Below are 26,526 nucleotides of genomic sequence, written 5' to 3'. Positions count from 1 at the left end.
TTATCTTTTAAGTATTAGATAGCCTCTTAACTTATCGATATCATGCTCCCCATCAATGCGAATATCAAAAAAATAAGTACCTGTTGGAAGCTGACCGGCTCCTAAACTGGCCATTTGATTTGCTTCTCCAGAAAAGACATTCGTCAGATTGTTATAGCCATTTATCTTAAATACTTCATCGCCCCACCTATTGAAAATACGGACAATATTATTTGGATGTGCTTCGATACCCTCTATTCGCCAAAAGTCATTGAGTCCATCTCCATTCGGTGTAAGTGCAAATTTGGTTTCATTTTTTGATGGTTCCACAAAAGTGGTAATAAATTTAGTTTCTTGACAGCCCTCTTGAATTCCTTGTGCGTTATAAGGTTTTATCTGTACATAAATAATAGCTCCTATGGGTAGTCCTTCCACATCATAACTAGTAGATGAACCCACATCAAAATTATCAAGGATATCGTTTTCTCCAGAAGTGGTCCCAATAGATATTCGGTATCCATCTGTATTGGATACTTCGTTCCAACGAAGTGTTGTCTCCGTCTGTATATTTGATTGACCATCAATGGGTTCATATAAGGAGGTGCAAAAAGGAACGACGTCTGTACTTGAAGCTGCGGTGGTAAAGGATTGACTGGAACAATTTAAATTTTCTCCTACAACATTATATGGAGCAATCGTAACATATATCTGAGAAGCGGTAGGGAAACCTCCATTCAAGGAAAATTCGGTGAGTAGGCCTACATCTTGATTGTCAATGATATCGGTACCCCCTGCAGTAGTTCCTACTGAAAGACGATACCCATCGGCATCTGAAACTGCGTTCCAAACAACTCTAGTATTTGGGTCCACAGCTCTCGAACCTTCTACGGGGGATATTAGAAGAGAACAAGAAGGCACTGTTGGTGCATCGGCAGTGGTAAAGCTTTCCTCCAAACAACCTTGAGCTTCGCCTAAATCATTGTATGCTCCAATGGTTACAAAAATTTCAGTACTCTCGGGCAATTCGTTTTCTAAATCGTACCAAGTTGTGCTTCCGACATCTCCGGAGAAAATTTCAGAACCACCTGATGAAGTGCCGATCTGTAGGGTATAACCTTGCGCGTTGTCAACCAGATTCCATGCAAAGTTGGTAAAAGTACTCGCAGACATCTCTCCATTAATGGGTAAACTAAGCGAAGTACAGGAAGGAATAGTCGGTACAGAAGCGGTGGTAAAAGAATCTTCTGTGCATGCAAGGGCAGAACCTTCATTGTTATAGGGTACAATGGAGACGTAAATGACTGTACTTGGTGGCAAATCTTGTGCTAAATCATAAAAGTTCGTCAACCCAATATCTTCTGAAAAGATATCTGTACCGTTAGTAGACGTACCAATGTTCAAGAAATAACCACTGGCATTGGCAACTGCAGACCAGGCAAAATTAGTAGACATACTCACTGCTGTACCTCCATTGGTTGGCATGGTCAAGTTTGCACATGAAGGTGTGATGGGGGCAGCCGTAGTTGTAAAAGTTTCTTCGCTACAGGAGAGAGCATCCCCTATGGCATTATATGGTGTAACCAAAACATAAATACTACTATTTTCAGGTAAGTTTTCAGGGAGACTTATAGCGTTTGCAATACCGACATCCTCAGAGAATACATCTGAAGCCCCACTTGAAGTCCCAATTATAACTCGATACCCCTCGGCATTGCTAATGGCATTCCACGCAAGACTGGTCGTAACAGGAACTTCGGTAGTTCCATCGGTAGGCATTGTCAAATTGGTACATTCAGGTAGGACAATAGCTCCACTTGTGGTAAAACTTTCTTCGATACAATCAATTGCATCACCTGAATCGTTATACGGTACTATGCTCACATAAATAATTTGCTCTTCAGGTAAACTATCTGGTAAATCAAAAAAGGTAGTTGCACCAACATCTTCAGAAAGTATATCAGAGCCTCCCATAGTAGTACCAATATTTAGGGTATATCCCTTGGCGGTGGAAATGGCATTCCACGCAAAATTTGTAGTGGTGCTAACATTTATTGCACCGTTTTCCGGCAGTGCTAACGAAGTACATTCTGGTCTTGTAGGTACACTTGTCGAAAAGCTCTCCCCTTGACAATCAACTGCTTCACCAGTCTCATTATATGGGATGATTTTCACATATATTGGCCTCCCTTCGGGCAAATCATCCCTGAAATTGTAAAAGGTTGTCAAGCCAACATCTTGTGAAAAGAAATCATCACCATCCGGTGTGGTTCCTACCTCTATAATATAACCTGTAGCATTTTCAGAAATATTCCAAGCCAAATCTATGAGTGGGTCTACATCCCTTTCACCATTTGCGGGTGAAATCAAAGTAGTACATTCTGGTAAAGGTGTTTCCGCCGCTGTTTCAAAACTTTCTGAAACACATCCTTCCGCTGAACCTTGCGTATTGTACGGGATGACCGTAACAAAAATGGTTTGTTCATTTGGTAAATTATTGTCAAGTTGAAACTCTATTTCCGAGCCAACGTCACGTGAGAGTATATCAGTTCCAAATGCAGAGGTTCCAATATTGAGCACATACCCACTTGCATTACCAACTCTATTCCAGCGAATAATAGTATTTGCATTTACTTCAAGCTCTCCATTGAGTGGGCGCGATAGGTTAGTACATGGCGGAAGAGCATCCGCGGAGGCGATAAAAAAACTACTTTCATCGCAACCTATAGCATCACCCACATCATTGAATGAAGTAATTGTAACAAAAACTTCAGATCCGACTACAAAATCATCAATCGGATCGTACGATGTGCTTCCATCATCGATATTGGTATTTGCCAAATCACTGGCACCAGAACTTGTTCCTAATCTAATACGATATCCACTTGCACCACTAGCAACTGACCAATTGATATTTGTATTGGCATCTACGCCCACACTACCCGCAAGGGGTTGTGTAAGAATTGCACAATCCGGCACGGTAGCCTCACTGCTGGTAAAGAATGATTCTTCAAGACATCCATCTAAAGAACCGTCTTCAAAATAAGGCGTAATGGTCACAAAAATCTCAGAATCAGGAGGAAGATTATTTTCAAAGTTATATCCACTTACGTTACCAACGTCTAACGCATCTAGTATATCAGAAGCCCCTGATGTCGATCCAACACTCAATAAAAAACCACAAGCACCAGATTCACTCTCCCATTCAATTCCAGTATTAATTGGTACATCGACCGACTTGTTCAAAGGGCTGATTAAGAGCGCGCAAGTTGGTACTCCATTAGCGCCTAATACCAAATCGTTTCGTTGTAAGACAAGATTCCTTCCATTATTACCAGGGTCATCCCCATCTTCAAGTGGTACCAAATCACTTGTTATTTCTGCATAATAAATACCAGATTCACAGGATTCAGGTGAAGAAATGGTATACTCGGGTGCATCTGCTGCACCAGGAATTTCAACCCCGTCTTTAAACCATTTGTAATGATTTCGGGCACCTCGCACCACGGTTGCCAAGGTAATTGGTTGACCTGGTACCGTCGTAATTACCTCTCGTACGTTGACTTTATTCTGACCAGCATACCAATATCTCTTAAAAATTGTTCCTCCACCTCGGGGCGTATCTCGATAACTTAAATACTGCGCATGCTGCTGTTCGAAATCACCGAAATGAAAATTATTATTCTGAAAATTCAAACTAAAATTTCTTGTGGTGGTTGATACAAGTGAGGTGAAATCTGGTATCGTGTTTGACAAAAGATTGTCATTTAGTGCGTAGGTCTCTTCGCCTAATGTTCTGCCCGCAGTTTGATAATTTTGAACTATTTGTTCTAAGATGTTATTGCCTGAAAATTGATTGAAAGAAAGATCAACAGATTCCAATTTTAGACATGAAGTTATATCTAAGGTAGAAATACTATTGTTAGCCATATTAAGTTTTACTAACTCCGTATTTTGAGTGATGTCTGGCCCTTCACCCGAAAATAAGTTTTTCGAAACATTTAAATCTTCCAAAACTGTATTTTGACTAAGATCTATTCCTTCCAATCTATTATCAGACAGATCTAAAACGGTTATTTTATTGCTATTTCTTAAATCTATATTGGTAATTAAATTTTTGAAAGCGATTACAGATTCAAGCTCTGAGTTCTTGCTCAAGTCAAGCTCTTCAAGGTTATTCTCCTTTACTTCAAGAAGACGTAATTTTGGATTACCTGACAAATCGAGATTGACCAGTTTGGTATCTTTCAACACCAGTATTTCTAATTCGGAGTTAGATCCTAAATCAATTATAAAAGGAGTTTCTACCTTGCTTGAACCTATGGTTAATGAGTTTAGATTCGGTACTCCATTAAAAGAAACAGGAGTAGCAATATAATGTGGGATTATTTGAACATCGGTCAGACTATTTGATTGAGGAAATTCAATAAATTCTGTGCGTGTGAATAGAATTATTTTTTCTAAGTTGACAAATTCCCCTAAGCCCCTGAAATCTATTACTTCTCCATTGGCAACGCGAATCGATCTTAAATTTGTTTTAACCTGTGGCAATGTTAGTGTGATAATCATGCCTCGAAACACTTCGATATCTAAGAATTCTAGGTTGTCATAATATGAGGTGTCTGCAATTAGATCAAAATTTGATTTAATATCTAAATATGTCAATGTTTTAGTTCGCGGGAGTACAATCGTTTCTAAATCTTGAAAATTAAAAATATGAATGTGCTCAAGCCTAATATTTGCAGAAAGATCCAATGTTGTCAATGTAGAAGTGTTTATAGCTGGTATAGATTGAATATCTAACCATTTAAGATTGACATTTCTTGTTAAATCAAGGCTTGCGAGTACTTCGTTATCCCTAAAAGTTAATCTTTCTAAGCCAGTTAAGTTGCTCATTGGTAAGGTGGTAAACTGGTTTCGGTCTAAATTGAGCTCAATTAAATTTCTAAAAGCTTGTAATCCATCAAAATTAGTGATGTCATTTCTGTTGGTTGTGAGATTAGTAACTAGGTCGGCATCACTATTGAGAATGTTTCCGTTAGCTCCATTTGAGTCATATCCTAGTGCGATTAGCTGAGCTTCAAAATTCGGGTCAGGAATAGGAGTAGATTGACTAGATGCAGAACACCAAATAAAAAAGAATATTATAGAAAAAAATACTCTACCTATTTTGGACATTTTTTTTGATTTTATTTTGATAAATAGTAATCGTCATCTCATTGAAAGGTAGCTATTTGGCAAAAAAAAGACTTTTTTGCGAATAACGCATCAATCTATAAAAATATCCCGATTTCACGGGTTTTTATCGATAATAATTTGAAGACATCGATAAAAAACTATTAAACTTACTCTGATTTTTCTTTTTTTAAATTAAAGCTGTCTAGGGTCAACTTTTAATTTACAAAAAATTAAAAATCATTATGGTTTTGTTTATCGCCTTATTTCAATAAAAATACTTAGTAAATAAGGTGAATTTTGGACCGATAATATTGATTTGTATAAAGAGGGTGGTAGATGATAAAATCTCCAATGCGCTAGCAAAATAAGTTCGTTCCTCGAAAGTTCTTTTATCTTCGAAATCTATTTTTTTTTGAAAGTTAATGTCCATTTGTTTTTCAAAAGATACCCTAGAAATACAAAGCCATAGTAAATATATCTTTTCCACATTCGTTTAGGTTCTTTAAATAAACGACCAAGCCATTCTAATCCTAGATCAATCCATATTTTTTTAGGCCGTTTTACGGTGCCGGCATAAAAATCAAATACGGCGCCTATTGAGCATATGACTTTAGCATCCAAAGCATTTTTATTTTCATAGCTCCATTTTTCTTGTTTGGGAGCGGTCATTCCTACAAATAGAACATCGGGTTTGAATTGATTCACGACATTAAATATTTCATCGTTGTCTTTTTCTGTAAAAACAGGTTTGAATGGAGGGGAATATGTGTCAACACGAATATTAGGATATTCTGATTTAATCCGCTTGCTTATCTTCATAAGCGTAGTATCAGATGAACCTAGATAGAAGCATGAACCATTTTCATTGTTAAGTTTTTCCAAAAGAAATTGGTGAATATCGGCTCCAGCAATTTTCTTTATTTTTTTTCCATAGAGAAATTTGGTGGCCATTACGATACCTATACCATCTGGCAGTAATACTTCAGATTCCTTTAAAGATTTTTTAAAATCTGAATCTTTTTCAGCAATGCAATAGGAGTATTGGTTGATTGTGCTGATTAAGGTTTTTTTGTAAAGTGGTAACTGTACAAGCGACTTTTCAAAAATGTCATACCCTAAGCAAAAAGTATGGTTTGTTTTGGACATAGATAAATATTTTGAGACAAAGAAAAAAAGAGCTTTGACTTTTTGTAGTAGTGCGCTATAAGTGTTAATCTAATTGCAAAAAGGTCATCCAAAGTTAAGATTCAAGGGCGTTTTTGATACTTGTTTCATCTTAAATATGGTCATGTGTTCTTTTTATTCTGGAAAACTATTTTTTTCCATGATATACTCTAACATAATCTATTTCCATTTGTGTAGGAAATATGGTGTCATCAACTCCTTCAACACCTCCGAATTCGCCTCCAACTGCAACATTCATTATAAAATAAAAAGACTTTGTAAAGGGCCAATTTTTATCATTTGCATTGGGAGGTCTTTGGTATGTAAATGTAACATTGTCTATACTATCAATATAGAATTTCAGGTATTCATCCGTCCATAAAACACCATAGTTGTGAAATTGGCTTTCGGCAGATTCAAGTGCAATTGGTCCTGAAGTACCCGGAGGAGCATTGCCTGCTAAATTGTCTGCGGTTATCGCCTCCGAAAGAACCTCATCTGGAATATGACTTACATATTTCATTATATCGATTACTCCCGAATTTGGGAAGCCGACCTGTTCAAAATTACTACCTAAAAGCCATAATTTTGCCCAAAGTCCGTTTCCGAGTTGTGCAGGAAGTTTAGCTCTCATTTCAACTCGACCATAAGTGAAAATGAATTTACTATTTAGCCGGCCAGAATTGTAATCGCCAGTATTTTGACCTTCTCCTATTTTGTCCACCTTGATTTTTAAGGTTCCGTTGCTGACTTCTAAGTTGTCAATTCCATTATAGTTTTGCAGCTCTGTATTGCCAACACCACCTAAAAATCTTTGCGGTGCCCAGTTCTCTAAAGAAAGTGAAGATCCATTAAACTCATCACTCCAGACCAAATTATCACCATCCCAGAAATCTGGAGCATTGACGTCTCCTGTAAGAATAGAATTATCAATTATTTCAACCACTTCATCATCCACTGAATTTTTGGACTTGCTGCACCCTAATAGGGCACTCATCAGTATAGATAAAATAAAAAGTTTTGAAACCAATTTAGTTTTCATAATATATTTTATTGAAAATAATTTACACGATACCGACTTCCTGAAGAAATCTCAAAACCGTAAAATAAATGTTTTTTTACTATTTCAATCAAATTTTCGGTAAAGAGTGATAATAGCAACCTAAAGTGCTTTACATCGAAACATTAGGCGAATTAGCCGACGTCTAACTTTTTTGATTTAAAAAGAATTAATTTTACGAGCATTAGAAGTCAACCTATAAGCATTCCGAAATATAGCCCACTGTTTTGCAATTTATGATGGACTACATTCCTTTAAAAAATGTTTTAAGAGTAAAATGGGTGCCCTCTCTAAAACTGATGAATTGTTTTCACAATCATTTCTATGTTCGAGAATAAAGGATTTTGTAGCGTTAGACCTCCATTTCGAGACTCTAAAGTATAGAATTCTTCTTGTTGAATTTTGTATGATATACATGAACTAAATCTTGAAAAAAATCTTTAAAAAAATACAAGCTTTTCTTGGTATTGAAAGTGATAGAACGAAGAACATATCTAAACATGTTCTTCTATCTGCCATATACAAAGGTGGTAGTATAGTGGCAAATTTTATGCTCGTACCTTTAACCTTAAAGTTTTTAAGTACAGAGGATTATGGTGTGTGGATGATTCTAAGCAGTTTCGTTGCTTGGTTTTCGTTTTTTGATATTGGTCTAGGCAACGGGCTTCGAAATAAATACGCTGAAGCCAAGGCCGTCGGCGATATGAAATCTGCCAGAGGCTATGTAAGCACCGCTTATTTTACGATAACTGCGATTTGTTCGCTTTTGTTTATCGCTTCTCTGGTAGTCAGTTATTTTGCCGACTGGGCAAAAATATTCAATACTTCAGAGGATTTAAATAGTCAACTGAATTATCTTATGCCTGTCGTTTTCGCCTGTTTCAGTATTCTTTTAACTGTTAAGCTGATAACTTCGATTTATACTGCCGATCAGAATCATTCGATACAAGGCAAAATAACCTTTATTACAGCTTTAAGTTCGCTCCTAGCAGTTTGGCTTTTAACAAAGTTAGCCTTAAGTTCTCTTTTGCTTTTTGGAATAGTTTTTTCTGTAATACCAGTTTTGATATTAGTCGGTCTGAATCTTTACGCCTTTTCAAATAAATATAAAAAATATGTGCCCAACATAAAATTTTTTAAAAAAGAGTATTTCAATTCTATTTTCGGTTTAGGAATCAACTTTTTTATCATCCAGATTGCGGTAATTGTTATGTTTTCTACAGATAGCTTTATTATTACCCAACTATTTAGTCCAGAAGCTGTTGTTCCATATACCCTTTCCCATAAGTATGTAAGTATTTCTTCAATGGTATTTGTTATTCTACTCACACCTTTTTGGTCTAGTATTACAGAGGCTTATACTAAAAAAGAATACGAATGGATTAAAAAGTCAATGCGTAATTTGACAAAATTTTCTCTTTTAATAATAGTTTTCATCGTTTTTTTAGTGCTAATCTCCCCTTGGTCATATCAATTTTGGTTTGGGAATAAAGTTGAAATCCCTATGATTTTGACCATATGTATGGGTGTCTTTTTTGTTGTTACACTTTCATATGCGCCCTTTAATTTTTTCTTAAATGGAGTAGGTAAGATAAAACTGCACATGTATTCTTTTGCCATTGGAGCGATTTTAAATATTCCTCTTTCTGTTTTTCTTGTCAAATATTTCAACCTTGGGGTAGAGGGTGTCATATTGGCGACTATTATTTGTGTTGCTCCAAATCTCGTATTGTTTCCCATTCAATATTCAAAGCTTATTAATAAACGGGCCAAGGGAATATGGAATAAATAGTTGTTGAAGAATTGTTTTAATATTGATACCCTATAGAACTGGGTTATTTGAAAATGTAATACTATAAAATGAAAGTTAAAAATTTACAGCTTAAACTATCATTTTTGCTCTTGTTGATTTTCGAGCTTTCAACTAGAATTTTTTATTTAGATGGGCTTTCGATTTTCAAAATTGTAATTACAGTTCTGGTTTGGTGTTCTTTCGGAATAGCATTATTTCAATATGTAAAAAAACATAAGATTCTACATAAAAACATACCTGCTTTCACCGTGGTTGTCTTGATTTTGCTATTGGGATGGAATATTCTAGGAGTGCTCAGAAGTATTTTAACTAGAGACGGTTCGATGATAACTATTATTGGGAATGTTTTTACTTCTTTATCCTTACTGGTGCCTTTTGTAATTATTTTCTCTATTAGTAATAGAAGTATAAAAATGATGAACGATCTTTTTGTACGACTAATGCTGGTAGGAATACCTTTATTCTTGGTATTCTATATTTTAAGTGGAGGTTCAGCTACTCAAACCCAACTACAAATATCGTTTCTTTTATTACAACCAATTGTTTTTTTAATCCTCCTGCTGCCATTTCAAAATAAGAAGATCGTATTATTGGTGTTGTTAGCTGTCATTCTTCTTTTTTACATATCATCAAAAACTAGTATCCGAACAATGATGATACGAGAAATACTTCATTTCTTAGCTTTATTCGCTGTATATCTCGTTCAACGCTTTAGAGTAAAGATTATTTTGGTTTTAGCCCTGTTCTCAATAATCACCCCGTTTGTGCTTTTGCAACAAGGAATAGTTACTGGTGAAAGTCCTTTCGAAAAATATTTGTCTAAATCTTCAGACGACGAATATAGTGTTGATACCAGAACCTTTCTATACAAAGAAGTTTATATTGATTTGATTGATACAAATCGTATGCTAATAGGAAAAGGGGCAAACGGGCGTTATTACAGTGATTATTTTAGCACAGTAGAAGGAGATTCTCCGATACGGTTGAATATTGAAGTTGGTGTATTGGGTATTCTTTTAAAGGGAGGTATAATAGCTCTTCTTTTAAACCTTATTCTTTTTATTAGCGCCATATATCTTGCCTTTTTTAGATCTAACAATACACTTGTCATAAGTCTTGGATTTATTTTATTGGTACATACTGTATTATTATTTGTTGAGAATGTGATTAGTTATTCAACATATAACTTTACTATTTGGTTTTTTGTGGGAATATGTTTTTCAAATAAATTCAGAAGACTAACTGACGATCAAATAAAGAAGATACTAAACAATAAGGTTTAGAGGCTATTGAAAATCCTTGGGGTCTATGTTAAATGGAAAATGATAATGATGCCAAATATTGGATTGTACCATTTATTACTTCATTCTAGATATTGAAAGTAATTTTGAGAAGGAATTAAGGGGTCATTTTTAAAGCGCATTAGAATTCTATTCAACTCGAGGTCTAAGACATTTACTTCATTAGAATAATAAGTTATTCTATAATTAGCGAGTCTAAATGAGTTCATTTCTAAACACAAAGAAGTGCCAACTACCAAAGAATCTCTAAATAGTTTTTTAGGTAGGGTTTATGGTTTGCAAATTGTTACATATTTATATTCGAAGGTGCGAAGTATTCCGCTAAAATACGCTGAGTTTATCTCCTTAACATAAAATAGGTTACTTTTTATCTATTAAATGTATCAGGTAATCTGATACGATAAGCCAGCAGAACTTTTTATATTATATTGCGCGCACTTGATTAAGAACACTTATATAAAATGAAGAGAATAGTTGTTATTTTACTTCTAGGTTTCCTTTGGCCAATTTATACAAATGGTCAAGGTGAATCGAATAATTGGTATTTTGGCTACCAAGTTGGTTTACAATTCAACGCTGATGGCTCTATAACGCAATTTGATAATAGTGTTATTGACGCACCCGAGGGTAGTGCTTCGGTTTCAGATGCTCAAGGTAATCTTCTTTTTTATACGGATGGAGCCAACGTTTATGACCGAACTCATAGTTTGATGATGAACGGTACCGGTTTAATTACCAATCCGACAGGTACCCAAACCGCCTTGATTGTTCCAGACCCTGGAGATTCCAATTTACTTTACATCTTTTCTGTTGATGCCACAACAAGTGGGGTTAGAGGAACAGGATTGAACTATTCGGTGGTTGACATGCGCTTAAATAATGGTAATGGAGCTGTAATTACAAAGAATACGAATTTGCTTGAAGATTGTGCTGAAAAAATTACTGCGGTTATTCAAGATTGTCAGACCAGATCAATTTGGATTATTGCGCAGGCCACGGAAACAGGGCAAAGAGTGTTACCTCCGACATTTCCAGATTTTAATACTCTTCATGCTTTTGAACTTACACCGGCTGGGGTATCAAATACCTCAGTCAAGAGTACTTTTAATACGATTACGGTATTGGATGATAGGGGTTACATCAAAATTTCACCAGATAAGACTAAGTTGGCAAGTGCCAACATGAGAGATGGTTTGCTTATATATGATTTTGACGTAGCCACGGGGTTGTTTTCGAACCAACAGCGTATACACATGTCCGGTTTGAACTATGCACCTTACGGTGTTGAGTTTTCTCCAAATAGTAGATATTTATATGTACATGCATCTAACAACCGAAGTGCGTACGATGGGCATACTTCTGATTTATCGCAATATGATTTGACTGCAGCCGACATTACCGGGTCTCAAATTCTGTTAGATACTTCCGATATTTATCGTGGAGCACTCCAAATGGCGAATAATGGTAAAATTTATAGGGCACTGTCTGTTAATTTTGAAACTGGAATTCCGTTCTTAGGAGTTATAAACAATCCAGATACGGCTGGGTTAGCTGCTGATTACCAACATCAAGGTTTGGCTTTGAACACTGGAACCTCTTCGGTTGGGCTACCGCCTTTGGTTCCATCATTTTATGAGAGTGTCGATTTTTTGCCGAAAGATGCGGACGATAACAACGCAATCGAACTTGTGGTTTGTGAAGGAGAGCCTCTCTTGCTCGAGGTACAAGACATTGTTGATGGTACTTATACCTGGGAGAAGGACAATGTTGTCTTTAACAATCCGACCCGAAATATTTACCGAATTGATGCACCTACTGCTGCGGATGAAGGCGTCTATAAAGTGACGCTTACGAGACCTTATGAAATAGAGTGCCCAGTTTTTGGTGAGATTTCGGTTACTCTTGACGCAGTACCCGTTGCGGATCCTAAAACATTGATTGTTTGCGATGATGATATAGCCGATTCTGAAGATGGGTTGACGACTATAAACCTTCGTGAAATAGAAAATGACGACACGTCTACATATTCCTATTATCTTACTTTGGATAATCTTAATGATGATATAAGCATCCCGTCCCCAGAAGAATTTATGAACACATTGCCATTTGGTCAAAGTATCTATTATAGGATCTCAAATGCGGCTGGATGTTCTTCTAATGCTGAATTGTTTGTTCAAGTGGAACCAAAATCGACTATTGTTCTAGAAGAATCTTATTTAATTTGTATGAATGACCCTCAACTATCAATAATGGGGCCTGAAAATTTTGATGCCTACAGGTGGTTGAAAATAAATGAGAATGAAACGAGTATAGTCTCGCAGACCCAGGAGTTTAATGCTATTGAGTCGGGAGACTATATTTTGGAGGCGATTAATATTTTTTCATTCGATGGAAACACGATTGAGTGTATAAGTACGGCTAGTTTTGAAGTATCACCTTCAGCCACGGCAACAATTGATGATCTCGTTGTTAATGGAAGCACTGTGCAAGTTGCGATTAGCGGAGAAGGAGATTACGAGTTTTCACTTGATGGAGTTACTTACCAAGACGAAAATATTCTTCAAGTGGTAGCTGTGGGCGAGATTAATGTTTTCGTTAGGGATAAAAACGGTTGCGGGGTTACGAGTGAAACAATTGAGCAAGATTTAACGGTTGGGAGATTCCCGAAATTTTTTACGCCCAATGGTGATGGAGCTAATGATTATTGGCAATTTATTCCTCCAATTGTTCAGGGCGAAGTTGAATGTGATGTTATTCATATTTTTACAAGATACGGTTATATGCTTGCCCAAATTGACCCAAAATCAGTAGGTTGGAATGGAATGTTAGCAGGTCGTCCTTTACCCGCAACCGATTACTGGTATAAGGCAATATTTTCTGATGAGTCGATTGTAACGGGTAATATGAGTCTGAAACGTTAAAAGTAAAAATTGATTCGCTAAAAATTCACCTTTAGATTTACTCATCTTGTCGAAAGAAATCTAAATAGTTCTATTTAAACACTATTTTTGGTCAGCCATTAAAGACCTAACTTTCCACCAATGACCGATAATCCTCACGAGTCTTATTTAAGGCCCTTTTTCGAGGCTATGAACAATGAGTTTCACAGTGAATGGTGCGTTTTGCACTCTTATGAAACATTACCTTTTTTTTCAAGTTCTGACGTAGACATGGCTTTTGGTAGCACCAATGTTTCAAAACTCGAAAAGTTAATTGTAAACATTGGAGAATTAACCGGTTGGTCCTTGTATCAAAAGTTATGGTATGATATTCAATACTGTTTCTATTATGTTCTGAAAAAGGACAACGAGGATATTTTTCTAGCACTTGACTTTTTGATTGACCCTAAAGGTATTGGAAAGTACAGTTTTAAAACTAATACATTAGTTCACAACTGTAATCGATTTAATGAGATAATACCAATTCCTAATAACGAGATTGCATGTTGTTACAAAGTAGTAAAACGTGTCGTTAAAAAAAGGTCGCTTGAGCAAGACGATAGGTACATTAGAAATCATTTCAAGTTATCAGATTCTAAAGCGGTATTAACTCTTTTAAGGCAACATTTCAAAGAAGAAAGTACAAATTTGTTAATGAACTATCTGAAAGGGACCAAGGAAAAGTTGGATGAATATGAAATAATCGAATTAAACAATTCCCGATTACATCATATTTCCTCAATGGGGAAAAGAGTACAATATATTTTGTGGAATACCTATAGAATTTTAAACAGAATTTTAGCGCCTAAGGGAATGATTTTGCATATTCCAAACCTAGAATCAAAAGAACTTGACAAATTTGTGAGTTTGTTAAATGCAAAAGTTGATATTTTGTTTCGTTTTGTGGAGCTAAGCCGGGCAAATTCCTTCATGAGCAATTTTAAAGCGATAACAGGAAGTACACTGATTATTCAGCCAGAGGAACGTTTTAATCCTGAAAAAGCTGTTAGGACTCACTGGTTGAATTTTAAAAATGCTTCGGTGCCATTAGATAAAAAAAACGAATTTAGTTTATCAATAGATGAAATGGTCGACATTTATTACCATGCAATTTTAGATAATTTGCCAAATAGATTTCATATTGATGGTTAATACAAAAAGAGTACTTCTAATAGCATATGCATGCGAACCTGATAAAACTTCCGAACCAGGGGTGGGTTGGAATATGGGAAATCATATTTCAAAAGCCTATGATACCATAATTTTAACTCGTGCAAATAATCGTGCGGTTATAGAATCGAAGCAAGCGGGTAATGTTGAATTTATCTATTATGATTTACCTTCTTTCTTTACTTCCCTTAAAAAGAGATTGCCCTTGGGTACACAAATATATTATGCGTTATGGCAATGGGGAGCCTATTTTTATGTGAATAAATTTATGAAAAGTTATAGTCGCCCCATTGATTTGGTACATCATCTAAATTTCGCCATATCATGGATAGCTCCTCCTGGTTATTTACTAAAACAACCATTTGTTTGGGGGCCAATTGGGGGTGGCGATACAGTACCCATGCGATTTTTGAAAAATATGGGATTCGGCGCAGTACTTCAAGAATTGATTTATACTACTGTTAATCAAATCAATCGAATTTCGATTTTTTCATTTTTCACTAGGAAAAAGGCAGATGCCATTTTATTTCGAACTCAAAGCTCAGCAAGAACTTTCCCCAAGAGAAAAAGTACCATCTATGAAACTATTTCTGAAACAGCTATGCCAGCATTTAGTTTTAAAAATCATCCTAAGAAAAATCACAGTAAAAACATTAAGGCCATATGTGTTGGTAGAATGAACTATTGGAAGGGTTTTTTATATGCCGTCAAAGGGTTTCATCGTTTTTTGGAAGCAGGCGGAAGTGGTACACTTGAATTATTTGGAGATGGAAAGGAAATGTCTAGTATTGAAAAGTATATAAATAAGAATAAGCTTGAAAATTCTATTTTCGTTAGAGGCTTTGTCGATAATGCTAAGATAAAAATGAAGATGGTTGAATCCGATGTTTTAATACATCCATCTTTTCGTGAAGGGGGTAGTTGGTCTATAATGGAAGCTATGTCTTATGGTTTGCCAATTATCTGTCTTGATACCAGCGGGCCTAAAGATATGGTTACCGAAAATTGCGGTTTGCTCATAGATTTAAAATCTTCCAAAATGATTTGTGAACAAATAGGTGATGGGCTGATGGAATTGTCGCATAACGAAAAAAAGTATTTAGATTTAAGTACGAATGCTCAGAAAAGAATTATGACAGAGTATACTTGGGTCCGGCGTAAGGAACAGATATGCCATATCTATGAGGATGTTTTAAATAAAACAAAAGCCTAAACATCAGAGATAGGTATGGTAAAAAAGACAAACGTTCCCCGCAATCAAACAGCAGATAATGGTTTTGCCATTGCCTTTTTAGGCCCAGATGGCTCCGGTAAATCTACTATTATCCAAAAGTTATTAGCTAAGAATCTACCCTTTAGTAGGTATGACTATTTTCACTTAAAACCCCTTTTTAAAGCTGAGGGAAGTAAGCATGTTGTACAGGATAATCCGCATGGTCAAAAACCTTACGGCCACCTCAAGTCATTTTTGAAGTTGCTATTTTTTGTTGTTCAATATAATTTCGGCTGGGTATATAATATTCTCCGTTTAAAATCACAATCTTCATTAATAATTTTTGATAGATATTATGATGATCTATTGGTAGATAGCCGTCGATATAGGTATGGAGGAGCAATGAGTACGGCCAAGTTTATACGGCATTTTATTCCAAAACCTAGATTTTATTTTATTTTAACCACTGATGCAGACGTTATTTATAGTAGGAAAAAGGAAGTTCCTTTGAACGAGCTAAAAAGACAAATTGTTCAGTATCGCAATCTAGCCGATGGCAAACGTTACATCAATATCGAAGTTAATCGACCCCCAGATGAGATAGCCTCTGAAATCGGTCGTATTATTAGGAATAGTATAAATGGATAATACAGAATTTTTATCTGGTGGTGTAAATTTGGTGTTGCCAACAAAAAATAATCCCAAAGTTTACCTTAACATTGAAAATGGACGTTCAGCCAGAGAGGCCTTCAAGCTGTACAATCCTTTTTCTAAAAAAGCTAGACTTTTAAAGACATTCACTAAATTCTTAAGTATATATTTTAATTTCTTTGCAAAGATAATTCTACCAACTGTACGAAGTGAAAAATCAAAATTTATCCAAGAGTTAGAGAGGCGGCTTGATAAGGAGATTAAAAGTTCAGTTTACTTATCGACCGCGCATGACAAAGTTGTTTTACAATTATTGGAGAATGGAAGTATTCTCGGGTATCTGAAGTATGCTATATCTCCGTTAGGTCATAAACGAATCCTTAATGAAAAAAAAGCGACTAAAATGCTTTTTGAACTTGACTTAATTCCTGAACTCATTGATGAAGGGAGTTACGATAAACGACCATATATTATCCTTCAAAATGTCGAAGGCTCAATAGGCAATCTTGAACCTTCGCAGTATCAGGTTGTATTGGATTTGTTTAAAAAACAAAATTCTTTCAAACTAGTTGATCACCCCAGAATTCATAAACTTAGGAGTCAATTAGAATTTTTGGAACTTTGGGAGTTGTGTGAAATACTGGATCAAGCTATAAACCATTCCACCAATCAGTATTATGAGGTTTTCGAGCATGGTGATTTCGCCCCATGGAATCTTATATGGGTCGCAAACGAATTAATGCCTTTCGATTTTGAATATTTCGAAGAACACGGACTTGAACATTTAGACGCATTGAAGTTTCAGTTTCAGGTAAATCACTTACTTCATAATAAGCGGGATAAAAAATTATTAGAATCTATTCGAAATGAGGTTGGCATACCTGAATTTAACTCTATTTTTTCTGTTTTTTTGATAAAAGAAATTTTGATGAAAGTAGAGGTTGATGAACCATATGGAATGGAGATGTCATTATTGAATCTTTTGTCATATAAAAATATTTCAACAATCGAATAGAAGAAATCATTAACTAGCTAGAAAATTGGAAGACCAATCTGTAAAAAAAGTGCTTTTCATATTGCATTACCCACCGCCAGTACATGGTGCCGCTATGGTGGGTAAATATATAAGGGAAAGTCAAGATATCAATACCACTTTTAAGTGTGATTATATAAACCTTGGTACTTCTGTAAGTGTTGATGACATTGGCAAAGGTGGTTGGTCTAAAGTGAAAAGGTTTTTTCAAATTCTGAAAGAAACTTATAGGTCTCTGAAAAATTTCAGACCTAATTTGGTCTACATCACCCTAACCTCTACAGGAATTGGCTTCTTTAAGGATGCTCTAGTTGTTCTACTAATCAGACTATTTCGTATTCAGATGGTCTATCATTTTCATAATAAAGGTGTTAGTAACAAACAAAATAAATGGGTTTATAATCTTATATACAAGTTTGTTTTCAAAAAATGTAAAGTCATACTACTGGCTCCTCCATTGTATAGTGATATTCAAAAATATATTCCCGAATCTAAGGTGTATTATTGCCCCAATGGTGTACCGGAAATAAGGGGATTCGAAATAAAAGAGCAAAAGCAAAACGGAAAGCCGCAAATATTGTTTCTTTCGAACCTGATTGAATCAAAAGGAGTCCAAACCCTTATAGATGCTTGTAAGGTATTAAAGGATAGAAGTATAGATTTTAGTTGTGTTTTTATTGGGGGTGAAGGAGATATTTCAGAAGGTCAGTTTCAAAGTAGGGTTGAAGAATTGCAATTACAGAATGATATCTTTTATTTAGGAAAAAAGTATGGAAAGGATAAGGATGAAGCATATAGAAATGCCGACATTTTTGCTTTGCCTACACATTATGATAATGAATGCTTTCCTTTGGTTCTCTTAGAGGCCATGCAGTATGGATTGCCAATTGTTTCTACCCCAGAGGGTGCCATAGCAGCAATAGTCGAAGAAGGTCAATCAGGCTTTTTGGTCAAACAAAAAAATTCTGAACAATTGGCAAATAGGCTAGAACAATTGATAGCTAGTCCGACACTAAGATCTGAAATGGGAGTCAAAGGACGAAATTTCTATTTGCAGGAGTTTACTCTTAAAAAGTTCGAGGATAATTTGACTGGAATACTTAAAAGAATTGTTTGATGCCTTAGGTCATCATTTAGTATGGAAATGGTTTATTCAAGAGTTTTTTGCTTGAGTAATACAACATAATGAGAAAATCTAGGTATGGAATTATTCTGTCGTACTAATTGATGCGATTGTCGGTAAAATCTTATACTCTGATGTAGAAACTTTATATTTGAAATTTAAAAATTAATTTTGACAACGCTTTAAAACCTAAAAAGCAAGTACCGAGATGGATGAATTGAAAGATAGCTTTGATTATTTCGAGAAAAAGGATTTGTTCTCACTAACGGATGCTTTTATGAAGTATTTTAGGTATTGGCCATTTTTTTTAGGCATGACCTTGCTTAGTCTTTTTATTGGTTTTCTTTATATGCGTTATGCTTCAGTTACTTTTCTAACTATGGCCAAAATCAAGATTATAGACGATACCAAAGAATTGGATATTGCAAAAGACCCCTCTACCTTATTTTGGTCAGATAGCAAAATCAACATGGACAATGAGATAGAGATTTTAAAATCATACCGTCTTTTAGACCAAGTTGTAAACGACCTAGACTTAGATATTTCATACTATTACAAAGGCACTTTCAAAACCTCGGAAATCTGGAACCAACCTTTTGTTGTTGCTGATCATTTGTTATCTGAGGAAGCTATCGAGCCATTATGGTTTGAAGTTGAATTAAAGGCCGAAGGTTTTCATATTACTGATGATTATGATAGGGAATATTTTGTTGAATATAATAATCTGGGAAGTTCTATGACTGGTTTACCATTCAATATTCGACCATTGGAGGGTATTGTTCTAGAAGAATATGAAGATGTAGTTTATCAAGTAGCTATTCACCCTAAGAAGGAAGCTGTAATGAACCTGACTAATAATCTGCAGGTTCAACCTTCAAACAAGAAAAGTGAAATTCTAACTTTATGGCTCGTAGGAGAGAGCGGGCAACGTTCGGAAGATATTTTGAATAAAACTATTGAAAAATTTAATGAAGATGGTATTCGAGATAGACAGTTAATTTCAAAACGAACCTTGGACTTTTTAGATGAACGTTTTCTATACCTTTCAGGAGAACTAGATTCAATAGAAGCCGGAAAACAAGGTTATAAACAGGCTAATAATCTTTCTTATATTGAAGAAGATGCTACGAGTATCTTAAGGAAAAAATCTGTTGCTGAAGACGAGGTTTTTGATTTGGAGACCCAAATTACCCTATCAAATTTGCTAAAATCGGCACTTGTTAACGAGCAGTCCTATAGCTTACTGCCATCCGATGTTGGTTTAGAAAATAGTAGCATCAATAACTTAGTTTCAGAATTTAATGAGCTTTCTCTTGAAAGAAGTAAACTTATGACAAGTGTTGGAACTAATCATCCAACACTTCAAGATATGAATGCTCAATTAGAAAGTGCCAAACAAAATATTCTTAAGACGTTAAATGTGTTTCGAAGGCAATTGGGCTCATCTTTAAAAAAACTCGATGAACAGAAAGATTTGGCCAATGACATGTTCTCGAGGTTGCCTGAAAAAGAGAAAATGCTGCGATCTATTGAAAGGCAGCAATCAATTAAAGAGAAACTATTTTTGTTATTACTGCAAAAGCGAGAAGAAGCCGCTGTTAATTATGCGATTACGGCACCTTCAATTAAAATAGTTGATTACGGTTTAACGCAAAAAAAACCGGTTTCTCCTAAAAAGCTTATTACCTATCCTATTTGCCTTTTCTTAGGGCTAGCAATACCATTCTTGGTTCTTTATGTTCGATTTACTTTTGACAATAAAATTCATGAACGAAAAGATTTAATTCAGACGAATTCTGAAATTCCAATAATAGGTGAGATACCGTTTTTTGAAAATGACAAACGCTTTCTTGAAGTGAATGACCGCTCAGTTCTTGCTGAATCGTATAGATTATTAAGTGCAAATATTATTTATCATTTGGGAAAAGTATCCGAATATGCTAATGGAAAAGTAATTTTAGTGACATCTTCAGTGAAAGGTGAAGGAAAAACTTTAACCGCACTAAATTTGGCATTTGCGCTTACAAGTTTGAAGAAAAAAATATTGATTGTTGGAGGTGATTTGAGGAATCCGAAACTGCAGACATTTTTTGACCAAAGCAGCGAATTAGGTCTGTCACATTATTTGTTGTACCCTGAGATTGATTGGAAAGAACCCATAACTGCTAATGGTTTAAGAAACAAGTATCTCCAGGTTTGCTTTACAGGTAAGGTTCCTCACAATCCATCAGAATTACTTTCAGGAAATGCCTTCGGTACTTTTATTGAAAATGCTAAAAAAGAGTATGATTTTGTTGTCATAGATACGGCCCCCACAATGTTGGTGTCTGATACTTTGTTAATTGCCCCATTTGCAGACATTACTCTTTTTGTAACTAGAGCAAATTATACCAAGAAAAAATTGCTCGAATTCTCTAAAGAGATTTTTGCTCAGAACAAGCTAAGAAATATGGTATATCTATTGAATGGTGTTGGTCATAATGATAAAGAATATAATTATGGATATGAATATGGTTACGGGGAAGTCGAATCTTTCGAAGTTATAAACAAAAAGAACCTCATTTACGGGACTCTTAAGAAATTGTATGTGAAGTATATTTCATTTGGTCGAAAGACTTTTGATAAAATGAAAACCATAATTTTTAGAAAGAATTCATAAAATACGTTTGGCCATTTTTTATCAAAAATTTATATATATACTGCGCTTTTTTTATGAAAATTATAAAAATAAAATAGCCATAAGTACAACCGCCGTTATACTTTTTCTTGGTTTATTCCAATCATGTTCACAAGAAAAAATAGAAGCAACAGTATTTGTGAGAAAGACCTCTTCGGGCTATGAACTTGTGCGTAACGGTAAGATTTTCTTAATCAAAGGCACTTCAGGTAATTCTAATTTTAAAGAGCTAAAGAAAGCAGGTGGAAATACGATACGAATTTATGACACCACCAATTTAGTACAGACTTTAGATGAAGCGGACAAAGCTGGTTTAGCAGTTATTTTGGACATTCCTATACCAAGATATATAGTCCCCGATTCGGTTTATGCTAATAATAGTCAAATGAATCGTCTTTTTGAAGATATAAGGGCGTTCGTCATTAAGTACAAAAATCACCCTGCCTTGCTATATTGGATGTTAGGTAACGAACTGAAAGCACCTGATCTACCTGGTGATGATAATTTCTATGATAATTTTAATAAACTTGTTCGACTGGTTAAAGAAACAGATCATAATCATCCAGTAAGTACTGCAGTGGGAGGTTTTGATAGAAGTAGAATTTTAAGTATTAATCATAAGGTCAATAACCTAGATTTATTAAGCATCAATATTTTTGGGGAGTTAAGTACATTTGGTTCTAGAAAGAAACTGATTTATCCACTATGGCACGGACCTTATGTCTTTAGTGAGTTCGGAGTTAACGGCCCTTGGGAAGCAGAACAAACTTTATGGAATTCTCCAATAGAACAGACAAGTACCAAGAAGGCTGAACAGTATAAAAATAGATATGAAAAGTATATTAAAACTCTAGACGATGGAAGATTCTTAGGGTCGTTGACTTTTTATTGGGGCCATAAGCAAGAAAGAACGCACACTTGGTTCAGTTTTTTTTCGGAGACTGGCAAAAGGACTCAAGCCGTGTTTGAAATGGAAAGCTTATGGAAAAACCAAGAACGAACATTTTTGGGTCCAAGAATTAATTATGTTCTATTGAATGGTAAGGGCGCGCAGGAAAGTATTATTCTCAACTCTAATGAAAAGGTAAATACACAACTATTGCTAGCAGATAATCAATCCTCTTCACAATTTAAAACCCGTTGGGAAATTCGGCCTGAGAATTGGAATTACCTACATTACGGAGAAGAAGCAAAGCCAGCACCGATAAATAATCTCTTTTTAAGCAGTGGTTCAACGAAATCAAGTTTCATTTCACCAATGAAGGAAGGGCCTTATAGGCTTTTTGTATATGTTGAAGATAATAAGGAATTCCATGCAACCGCGAACGTTCCTTTTTATGTCCTAAATCCAAATAATGAATAAAAAAAAGAGGGAGGTTAAAGCACCTACTAGAGTTGAATCAATTACCGTCAAGATTATGATCGTAATTGGACTACTCAGTATTGTCAACTTTTTGTATTTCTTCTATAAGTCTGAATTTAAGGGAAATACACTCTTATATACACTCCTCTCAATCTTGATTTTCTACGGAATCTTGAAGAAAGTATACTTATGGTATCATTATTTCAGTATTTCCATTCCAGAAAAGCCTAAACTGAATAGGGCATTTACGGTAGATGTTTTAACAACATATTTTCCGGGTGAGCCTTATGAAATGACTCTTAAAACTCTAAAAGCTATTCAGAATATTACCTATCCGCATAATACTTATCTATGTGATGAGGCCAATGATCCTTTTCTTAAGCAAGAATGTCGAAAATTGGGAATAATACATGTCACAAGAGACAACAGAGTAGATGCCAAAGCGGGAAATATTAATAACGCCCTAAGATTTGCCAAGGGAGAAATATGTCTGATTTTAGATCCAGACCACATACCAAAGCCTCATCTTCTAAACGAGGTTATACCTTATTTTAAAGATGAAAAGGTCGGGTTTGTTCAAATTGTTCAAGCATACCACAACAAGCATGAGACATTAGTAGCTAGAGGAGCAGCAGAACAGACTTTTCATTTTTATGGCCCCATGATGATGGGAATGAACACTTATGGTACCGTCAATGCGATTGGAGCGAATTGTACTTTTCGAAGATCAGCTCTTGATAGTATTGGAGGACATGCCCCAGGTTTGGCGGAAGATATGCATACAGCTATGCTTATTCATGCAAAGGGCTGGAAGTCGGTTTATGTACCCAAAATTCTAGCAAAGGGTATGGTTCCGGTAGATCTAACATCTTATTATAAGCAACAATTAAAATGGTCAAGGGGCACTTTTGAACTACTATACAAAGTTTACCCCAGAATATTTAGACAACTCACTACTAGACAAAAAATTCATTATGCGCTTTTGCCCTTGCACTATTTGATAGGTTTTATTTACTTAATAAGTTTCTTGATCCCGATTATTTCGTTGTTTATGTCTGAAATGCCATGGACTGGTAATTTTTTATACTTTGTCATAATTAGTATGCCCGTTTATATGAGTTCTCTCATGATTCGAACCTATATTCAGCAATGGGTTATTGATAAACGAGAGAGGGGTTTTCATATTATAGGTGGGCTTTTGCAAATAATTACATGGTGGGTTTATTCGCTGGGAGTAGTTTATACATTTGTCAGAAAAAAGATTCCATATCTTCCAACCCCTAAAAGTGAAAACCAAGAAACTAATCTGACGATCGCTATTCCGAACATAATTATTGGGGCTCTATCGGTAATTGCTATCGTTTATGGCCTAAATAGGGATTTAACCCCCTTTAGTCTTATTATGGCCTTTTTTGCTTTGTTAAACGCTGTATTTATGTTTATGAGTGTTTACGGAGCCTCTAAACTTATGAATAGAAATAGAATATTAAGGACCAATTTAGAAAGCCATACTATTGATTCGCTAAAGAAGATTAAAGAATATATTAGCAATCTTTCCAATATCATTTTTACTAGTATTCGTAAAATAGCTCTCCCAATTTTGATGGCATCCATATTTTTATCCTACTTCTTACTCAATAAAATAGAAGAAAGTGTCTGGGAAGATGTAGAATCATATACTGAAACGAATATGAGTTATATGTATTATGGGATTTTCGAACCATCTGATTCTACGGGTATTTCTGATATTGAACAAATCAGTAAAATCCAGAAAAAAACCAAATTGAATTATCAAATTGTATCAATGTATATTCCTTGGGGAGATTCAGAGAAAAGTCTCATTTCCATGGAGTATCTACAACAAATAAAAACAAGTAGTGCTGTACCAATGATATCTTGGGAACCTTGGACGAGTGACTTCCAAATTAGTGATTCAATTCCTGGACTTAGCGATAATAAAAAGGTTTTTTATCATATTACCGAGGGAACATTTGACAATTATATAAAAAAAATGGCAAGGAGAATTCAAGAGTTTGATGCTCCTGTATTTTTGCGATTTGCACATGAATTTGATAATCCAGGATATCCATGGTCTTTGACAGGTAAAAATACGCCTGAGGAGTTTATAGAAGCTTGGCAATATGTTTATAGAATATTTGAAAATATGCATGTTGAAAATGTTGTATGGGTATGGAATCCCTGGAAGGACAATGCAATTGCAAAATATTATCCGGGTGATGAATTTGTTGATTGGATTGGTATAACCCTGTTAAATTATGGAAAACTAAATTCGGATGGTAAATGGTATGAATTCAAAGAACTTTACCACCCTTTTCATGAAGGGCTAAAGCAACTGCCTTACAAACCTGTTTTGCTTGCGGAATTGGGTTCTTTGAAAATTGGCGGGAATCGAAAAGAATGGTTTCACAATGCCTTTAGTTCAATTGATTCTTTATACCCAGAAATTAATGCAGTAGTTTTCTTTAACTCATCTTTCGATAAAAATATTCCTATCAATAAGCATGAATACTCTTATGAATATTTAGATTGGTCGTTCTCGGACTACAATGCCAGTAACTTTTCTTTCTTCTCGAAGAATGATACTTTTAATGGTGAGAATGTAATGAACGATACCATTATTAAAAACAGTTACGTTCCCAAACAAATAGATCAGAAAATACAAGGAGCAGGTTATGAAAAATATGTAAACTGGATAGAGAATAATTATGTGGCGAAAAAAGGGGAGCTCGAACGTGATTTTCGTTTGATGAAAGAGCTAAACATTAATTTTTTGAAATATAAAGAATCTTCTATTTATGATAAGAATGTTTTGAAATACTCGAAAGAGAATAAACTCGACTTAATATACAGTTTCGATTTATTAAATACGGTAGATTTTGTAAAAGATAAAATATTGCTTGAGGAACTTAAAAATAAAATTATTCAAAGAATCAAAGAATTAAATAATCATGTTCATATAAAGGGTTGGTTACTAAAGGATGATTTCTGGTCTAGACTTAGAAATTGCAATAATTATTTTGTTTTCTTAAAGCAAGAAGAGGCATATTATCAATGGCTCCGTGACTTGGTAAATGAAATTCATCGAGTTGACAGTCAAAGATATGTCATGCAAGAAATTCAACTTTCGCAATTTTCTATTGAAAGGGTACGTAACATGAAATCAAAGGGCATAACAGTCGACGCATATGGATTAAAAGTCGGGGATGATTACTTTTTGAATGAATTTGTGAAGTTTGCGGAGTCGAATAATATACAACATTTTATAAGTAGCATAGATGTACGGAACTATATCAATAACTATAAGGTATTGGCAAATAAGTCAATTTTCATTAAAAATTGGCAGAATGAATGGAGGGTTAAAGATATTACCTTCGACGGAGTTCTTGATTTTAGAGGTAAAAAGAAGTCAGATTTTTTTAAACTTAAAAATATCTGGAATGTACCAAAGCATACCTTTTTAGTGCCTAAAATTAGAATTTTGAAACCTTCTTTAAGGCTTATGCCAGGTGATAAGGTAAGTTATCATGCATTAATTAATCAAGATGGGAAATGGGAGCATACAAATACCAAAAATTTGAAGGATAAATTTGAATGGATGTTTATCAAGTATGATCAAAGTGGCAATGTATTAGCAATAAAACCACTTGGTATTAATTCTAAGATTGATGTTACCATACCAACCGAGTACACTAATTACAATCTTTTACTAACATATACTGAAGCGAACGTTGCAACTTCGGTCATCGAAACTTTAAATACACCTCTATCTGAAGGTCATAAAGCGAACCACTATTAGTTTCTAGATTGTATTTTACAAAGAACCAAAACAATTTTAACCAATAAT

Annotated in this window: 14 protein-coding genes; 11 read left to right on the top strand and 3 right to left on the bottom strand. The window is 35.0% G+C overall.

Annotation, left to right across the window (positions count from 1 at the left end; genetic code table 11):
- The 3 genes from FEE95_RS01940 to FEE95_RS01930 all read right to left on the bottom strand — a co-directional run bounded on the left by FEE95_RS01940 (position 1) and on the right by FEE95_RS01930 (position 7,360).
- Positions 1-5,154 carry a T9SS type B sorting domain-containing protein gene (locus FEE95_RS01940; RefSeq protein ID WP_138656142.1) on the bottom strand — a complete coding sequence of 1,718 codons (5,154 nt, stop codon included), beginning with the start codon at positions 5,152-5,154 and terminating at the stop codon, positions 1-3.
- A gap of 402 nt (positions 5,155-5,556) precedes the next feature.
- Positions 5,557-6,300, bottom strand: coding sequence for a WecB/TagA/CpsF family glycosyltransferase (locus FEE95_RS01935; RefSeq protein WP_138656141.1), 744 nt, complete (start codon positions 6,298-6,300; stop codon positions 5,557-5,559).
- 166 nt (positions 6,301-6,466) lie between these two features.
- The gene (locus FEE95_RS01930; protein WP_138656140.1) at positions 6,467-7,360 is read right to left on the bottom strand and encodes a glycoside hydrolase family 16 protein; all 894 of its coding nucleotides are present in this window, start codon (positions 7,358-7,360) and stop codon (positions 6,467-6,469) included.
- A gap of 445 nt (positions 7,361-7,805) precedes the next feature.
- Between FEE95_RS01930 and FEE95_RS01925 the strand changes: the two genes are divergently transcribed.
- The 11 genes from FEE95_RS01925 to FEE95_RS01875 all read left to right on the top strand — a co-directional run bounded on the left by FEE95_RS01925 (position 7,806) and on the right by FEE95_RS01875 (position 26,478).
- Entirely contained in the window at positions 7,806-9,170 is a 1,365-nt protein-coding gene (locus FEE95_RS01925) for a lipopolysaccharide biosynthesis protein (RefSeq protein ID WP_138656139.1), read from the top strand.
- A gap of 68 nt (positions 9,171-9,238) precedes the next feature.
- On the top strand, positions 9,239-10,474 hold the full coding sequence (locus FEE95_RS22070) for a hypothetical protein (protein WP_171036958.1): 1,236 nt from the start codon (positions 9,239-9,241) through the stop codon (positions 10,472-10,474).
- 479 nt (positions 10,475-10,953) lie between these two features.
- On the top strand, positions 10,954-13,413 hold the full coding sequence (locus FEE95_RS01915) for a T9SS type B sorting domain-containing protein (protein WP_138656138.1): 2,460 nt from the start codon (positions 10,954-10,956) through the stop codon (positions 13,411-13,413).
- A gap of 120 nt (positions 13,414-13,533) precedes the next feature.
- Complete coding sequence (locus tag FEE95_RS01910; protein ID WP_138656137.1) at positions 13,534-14,583, top strand: hypothetical protein; 1,050 nt, start codon at positions 13,534-13,536, stop codon at positions 14,581-14,583.
- The gene (locus tag FEE95_RS01905; protein ID WP_138656136.1) at positions 14,576-15,814 is read left to right on the top strand and encodes a glycosyltransferase family 4 protein; all 1,239 of its coding nucleotides are present in this window, start codon (positions 14,576-14,578) and stop codon (positions 15,812-15,814) included. The genes FEE95_RS01910 and FEE95_RS01905 overlap by 8 nt, the downstream gene beginning before the upstream one ends.
- A gap of 15 nt (positions 15,815-15,829) precedes the next feature.
- Complete coding sequence (locus FEE95_RS01900; RefSeq protein ID WP_138656135.1) at positions 15,830-16,462, top strand: nucleoside/nucleotide kinase family protein; 633 nt, start codon at positions 15,830-15,832, stop codon at positions 16,460-16,462.
- On the top strand, positions 16,455-17,480 hold the full coding sequence (locus tag FEE95_RS01895; protein WP_138656134.1) for a hypothetical protein: 1,026 nt from the start codon (positions 16,455-16,457) through the stop codon (positions 17,478-17,480). Before FEE95_RS01900 ends, FEE95_RS01895 begins: the two co-directional genes overlap by 8 nt.
- A gap of 25 nt (positions 17,481-17,505) precedes the next feature.
- Positions 17,506-18,615 carry a glycosyltransferase gene (locus FEE95_RS01890; protein ID WP_138656133.1) on the top strand — a complete coding sequence of 370 codons (1,110 nt, stop codon included), beginning with the start codon at positions 17,506-17,508 and terminating at the stop codon, positions 18,613-18,615.
- 214 nt (positions 18,616-18,829) lie between these two features.
- A complete protein-coding gene (locus FEE95_RS01885) occupies positions 18,830-21,280 on the top strand; it encodes a GumC family protein (RefSeq protein WP_138656132.1) in 2,451 nt (816 codons plus the stop codon).
- Between the two features lie 157 nt (positions 21,281-21,437).
- Positions 21,438-22,661 carry a glycoside hydrolase family 2 TIM barrel-domain containing protein gene (locus FEE95_RS01880; protein WP_171036957.1) on the top strand — a complete coding sequence of 408 codons (1,224 nt, stop codon included), beginning with the start codon at positions 21,438-21,440 and terminating at the stop codon, positions 22,659-22,661.
- A complete protein-coding gene (locus FEE95_RS01875; protein WP_138656130.1) occupies positions 22,654-26,478 on the top strand; it encodes a glycosyltransferase in 3,825 nt (1,274 codons plus the stop codon). The genes FEE95_RS01880 and FEE95_RS01875 overlap by 8 nt, the downstream gene beginning before the upstream one ends.
- Positions 26,479-26,526 lie beyond the last annotated feature (48 nt).

The sequence above is a fragment of the Maribacter algarum (ex Zhang et al. 2020) genome (assembly GCF_005885635.1).
Taxonomy (GTDB): domain Bacteria; phylum Bacteroidota; class Bacteroidia; order Flavobacteriales; family Flavobacteriaceae; genus Maribacter_C; species Maribacter_C algarum.
This window is presented reverse-complemented; position numbering and strand designations above follow the sequence as displayed.

Coding starts and splice junctions, on each gene's coding strand:
- FEE95_RS01895 (WP_138656134.1), top strand. CDS start 16,455: ATGGATAATACAGAATTTTTATCTGGTGGTGTAAATTTGGTGTTGCCA.
- FEE95_RS01875 (WP_138656130.1), top strand. CDS start 22,654: ATGAATAAAAAAAAGAGGGAGGTTAAAGCACCTACTAGAGTTGAATCA.
- FEE95_RS01905 (WP_138656136.1), top strand. CDS start 14,576: ATGGTTAATACAAAAAGAGTACTTCTAATAGCATATGCATGCGAACCT.
- FEE95_RS01910 (WP_138656137.1), top strand. CDS start 13,534: ATGACCGATAATCCTCACGAGTCTTATTTAAGGCCCTTTTTCGAGGCT.
- FEE95_RS01940 (WP_138656142.1), bottom strand. CDS start 5,154: ATGTCCAAAATAGGTAGAGTATTTTTTTCTATAATATTCTTTTTTATT.
- FEE95_RS22070 (WP_171036958.1), top strand. CDS start 9,239: ATGAAAGTTAAAAATTTACAGCTTAAACTATCATTTTTGCTCTTGTTG.
- FEE95_RS01900 (WP_138656135.1), top strand. CDS start 15,830: ATGGTAAAAAAGACAAACGTTCCCCGCAATCAAACAGCAGATAATGGT.
- FEE95_RS01885 (WP_138656132.1), top strand. CDS start 18,830: ATGGATGAATTGAAAGATAGCTTTGATTATTTCGAGAAAAAGGATTTG.
- FEE95_RS01915 (WP_138656138.1), top strand. CDS start 10,954: ATGAAGAGAATAGTTGTTATTTTACTTCTAGGTTTCCTTTGGCCAATT.
- FEE95_RS01935 (WP_138656141.1), bottom strand. CDS start 6,300: ATGTCCAAAACAAACCATACTTTTTGCTTAGGGTATGACATTTTTGAA.
- FEE95_RS01930 (WP_138656140.1), bottom strand. CDS start 7,360: ATGAAAACTAAATTGGTTTCAAAACTTTTTATTTTATCTATACTGATG.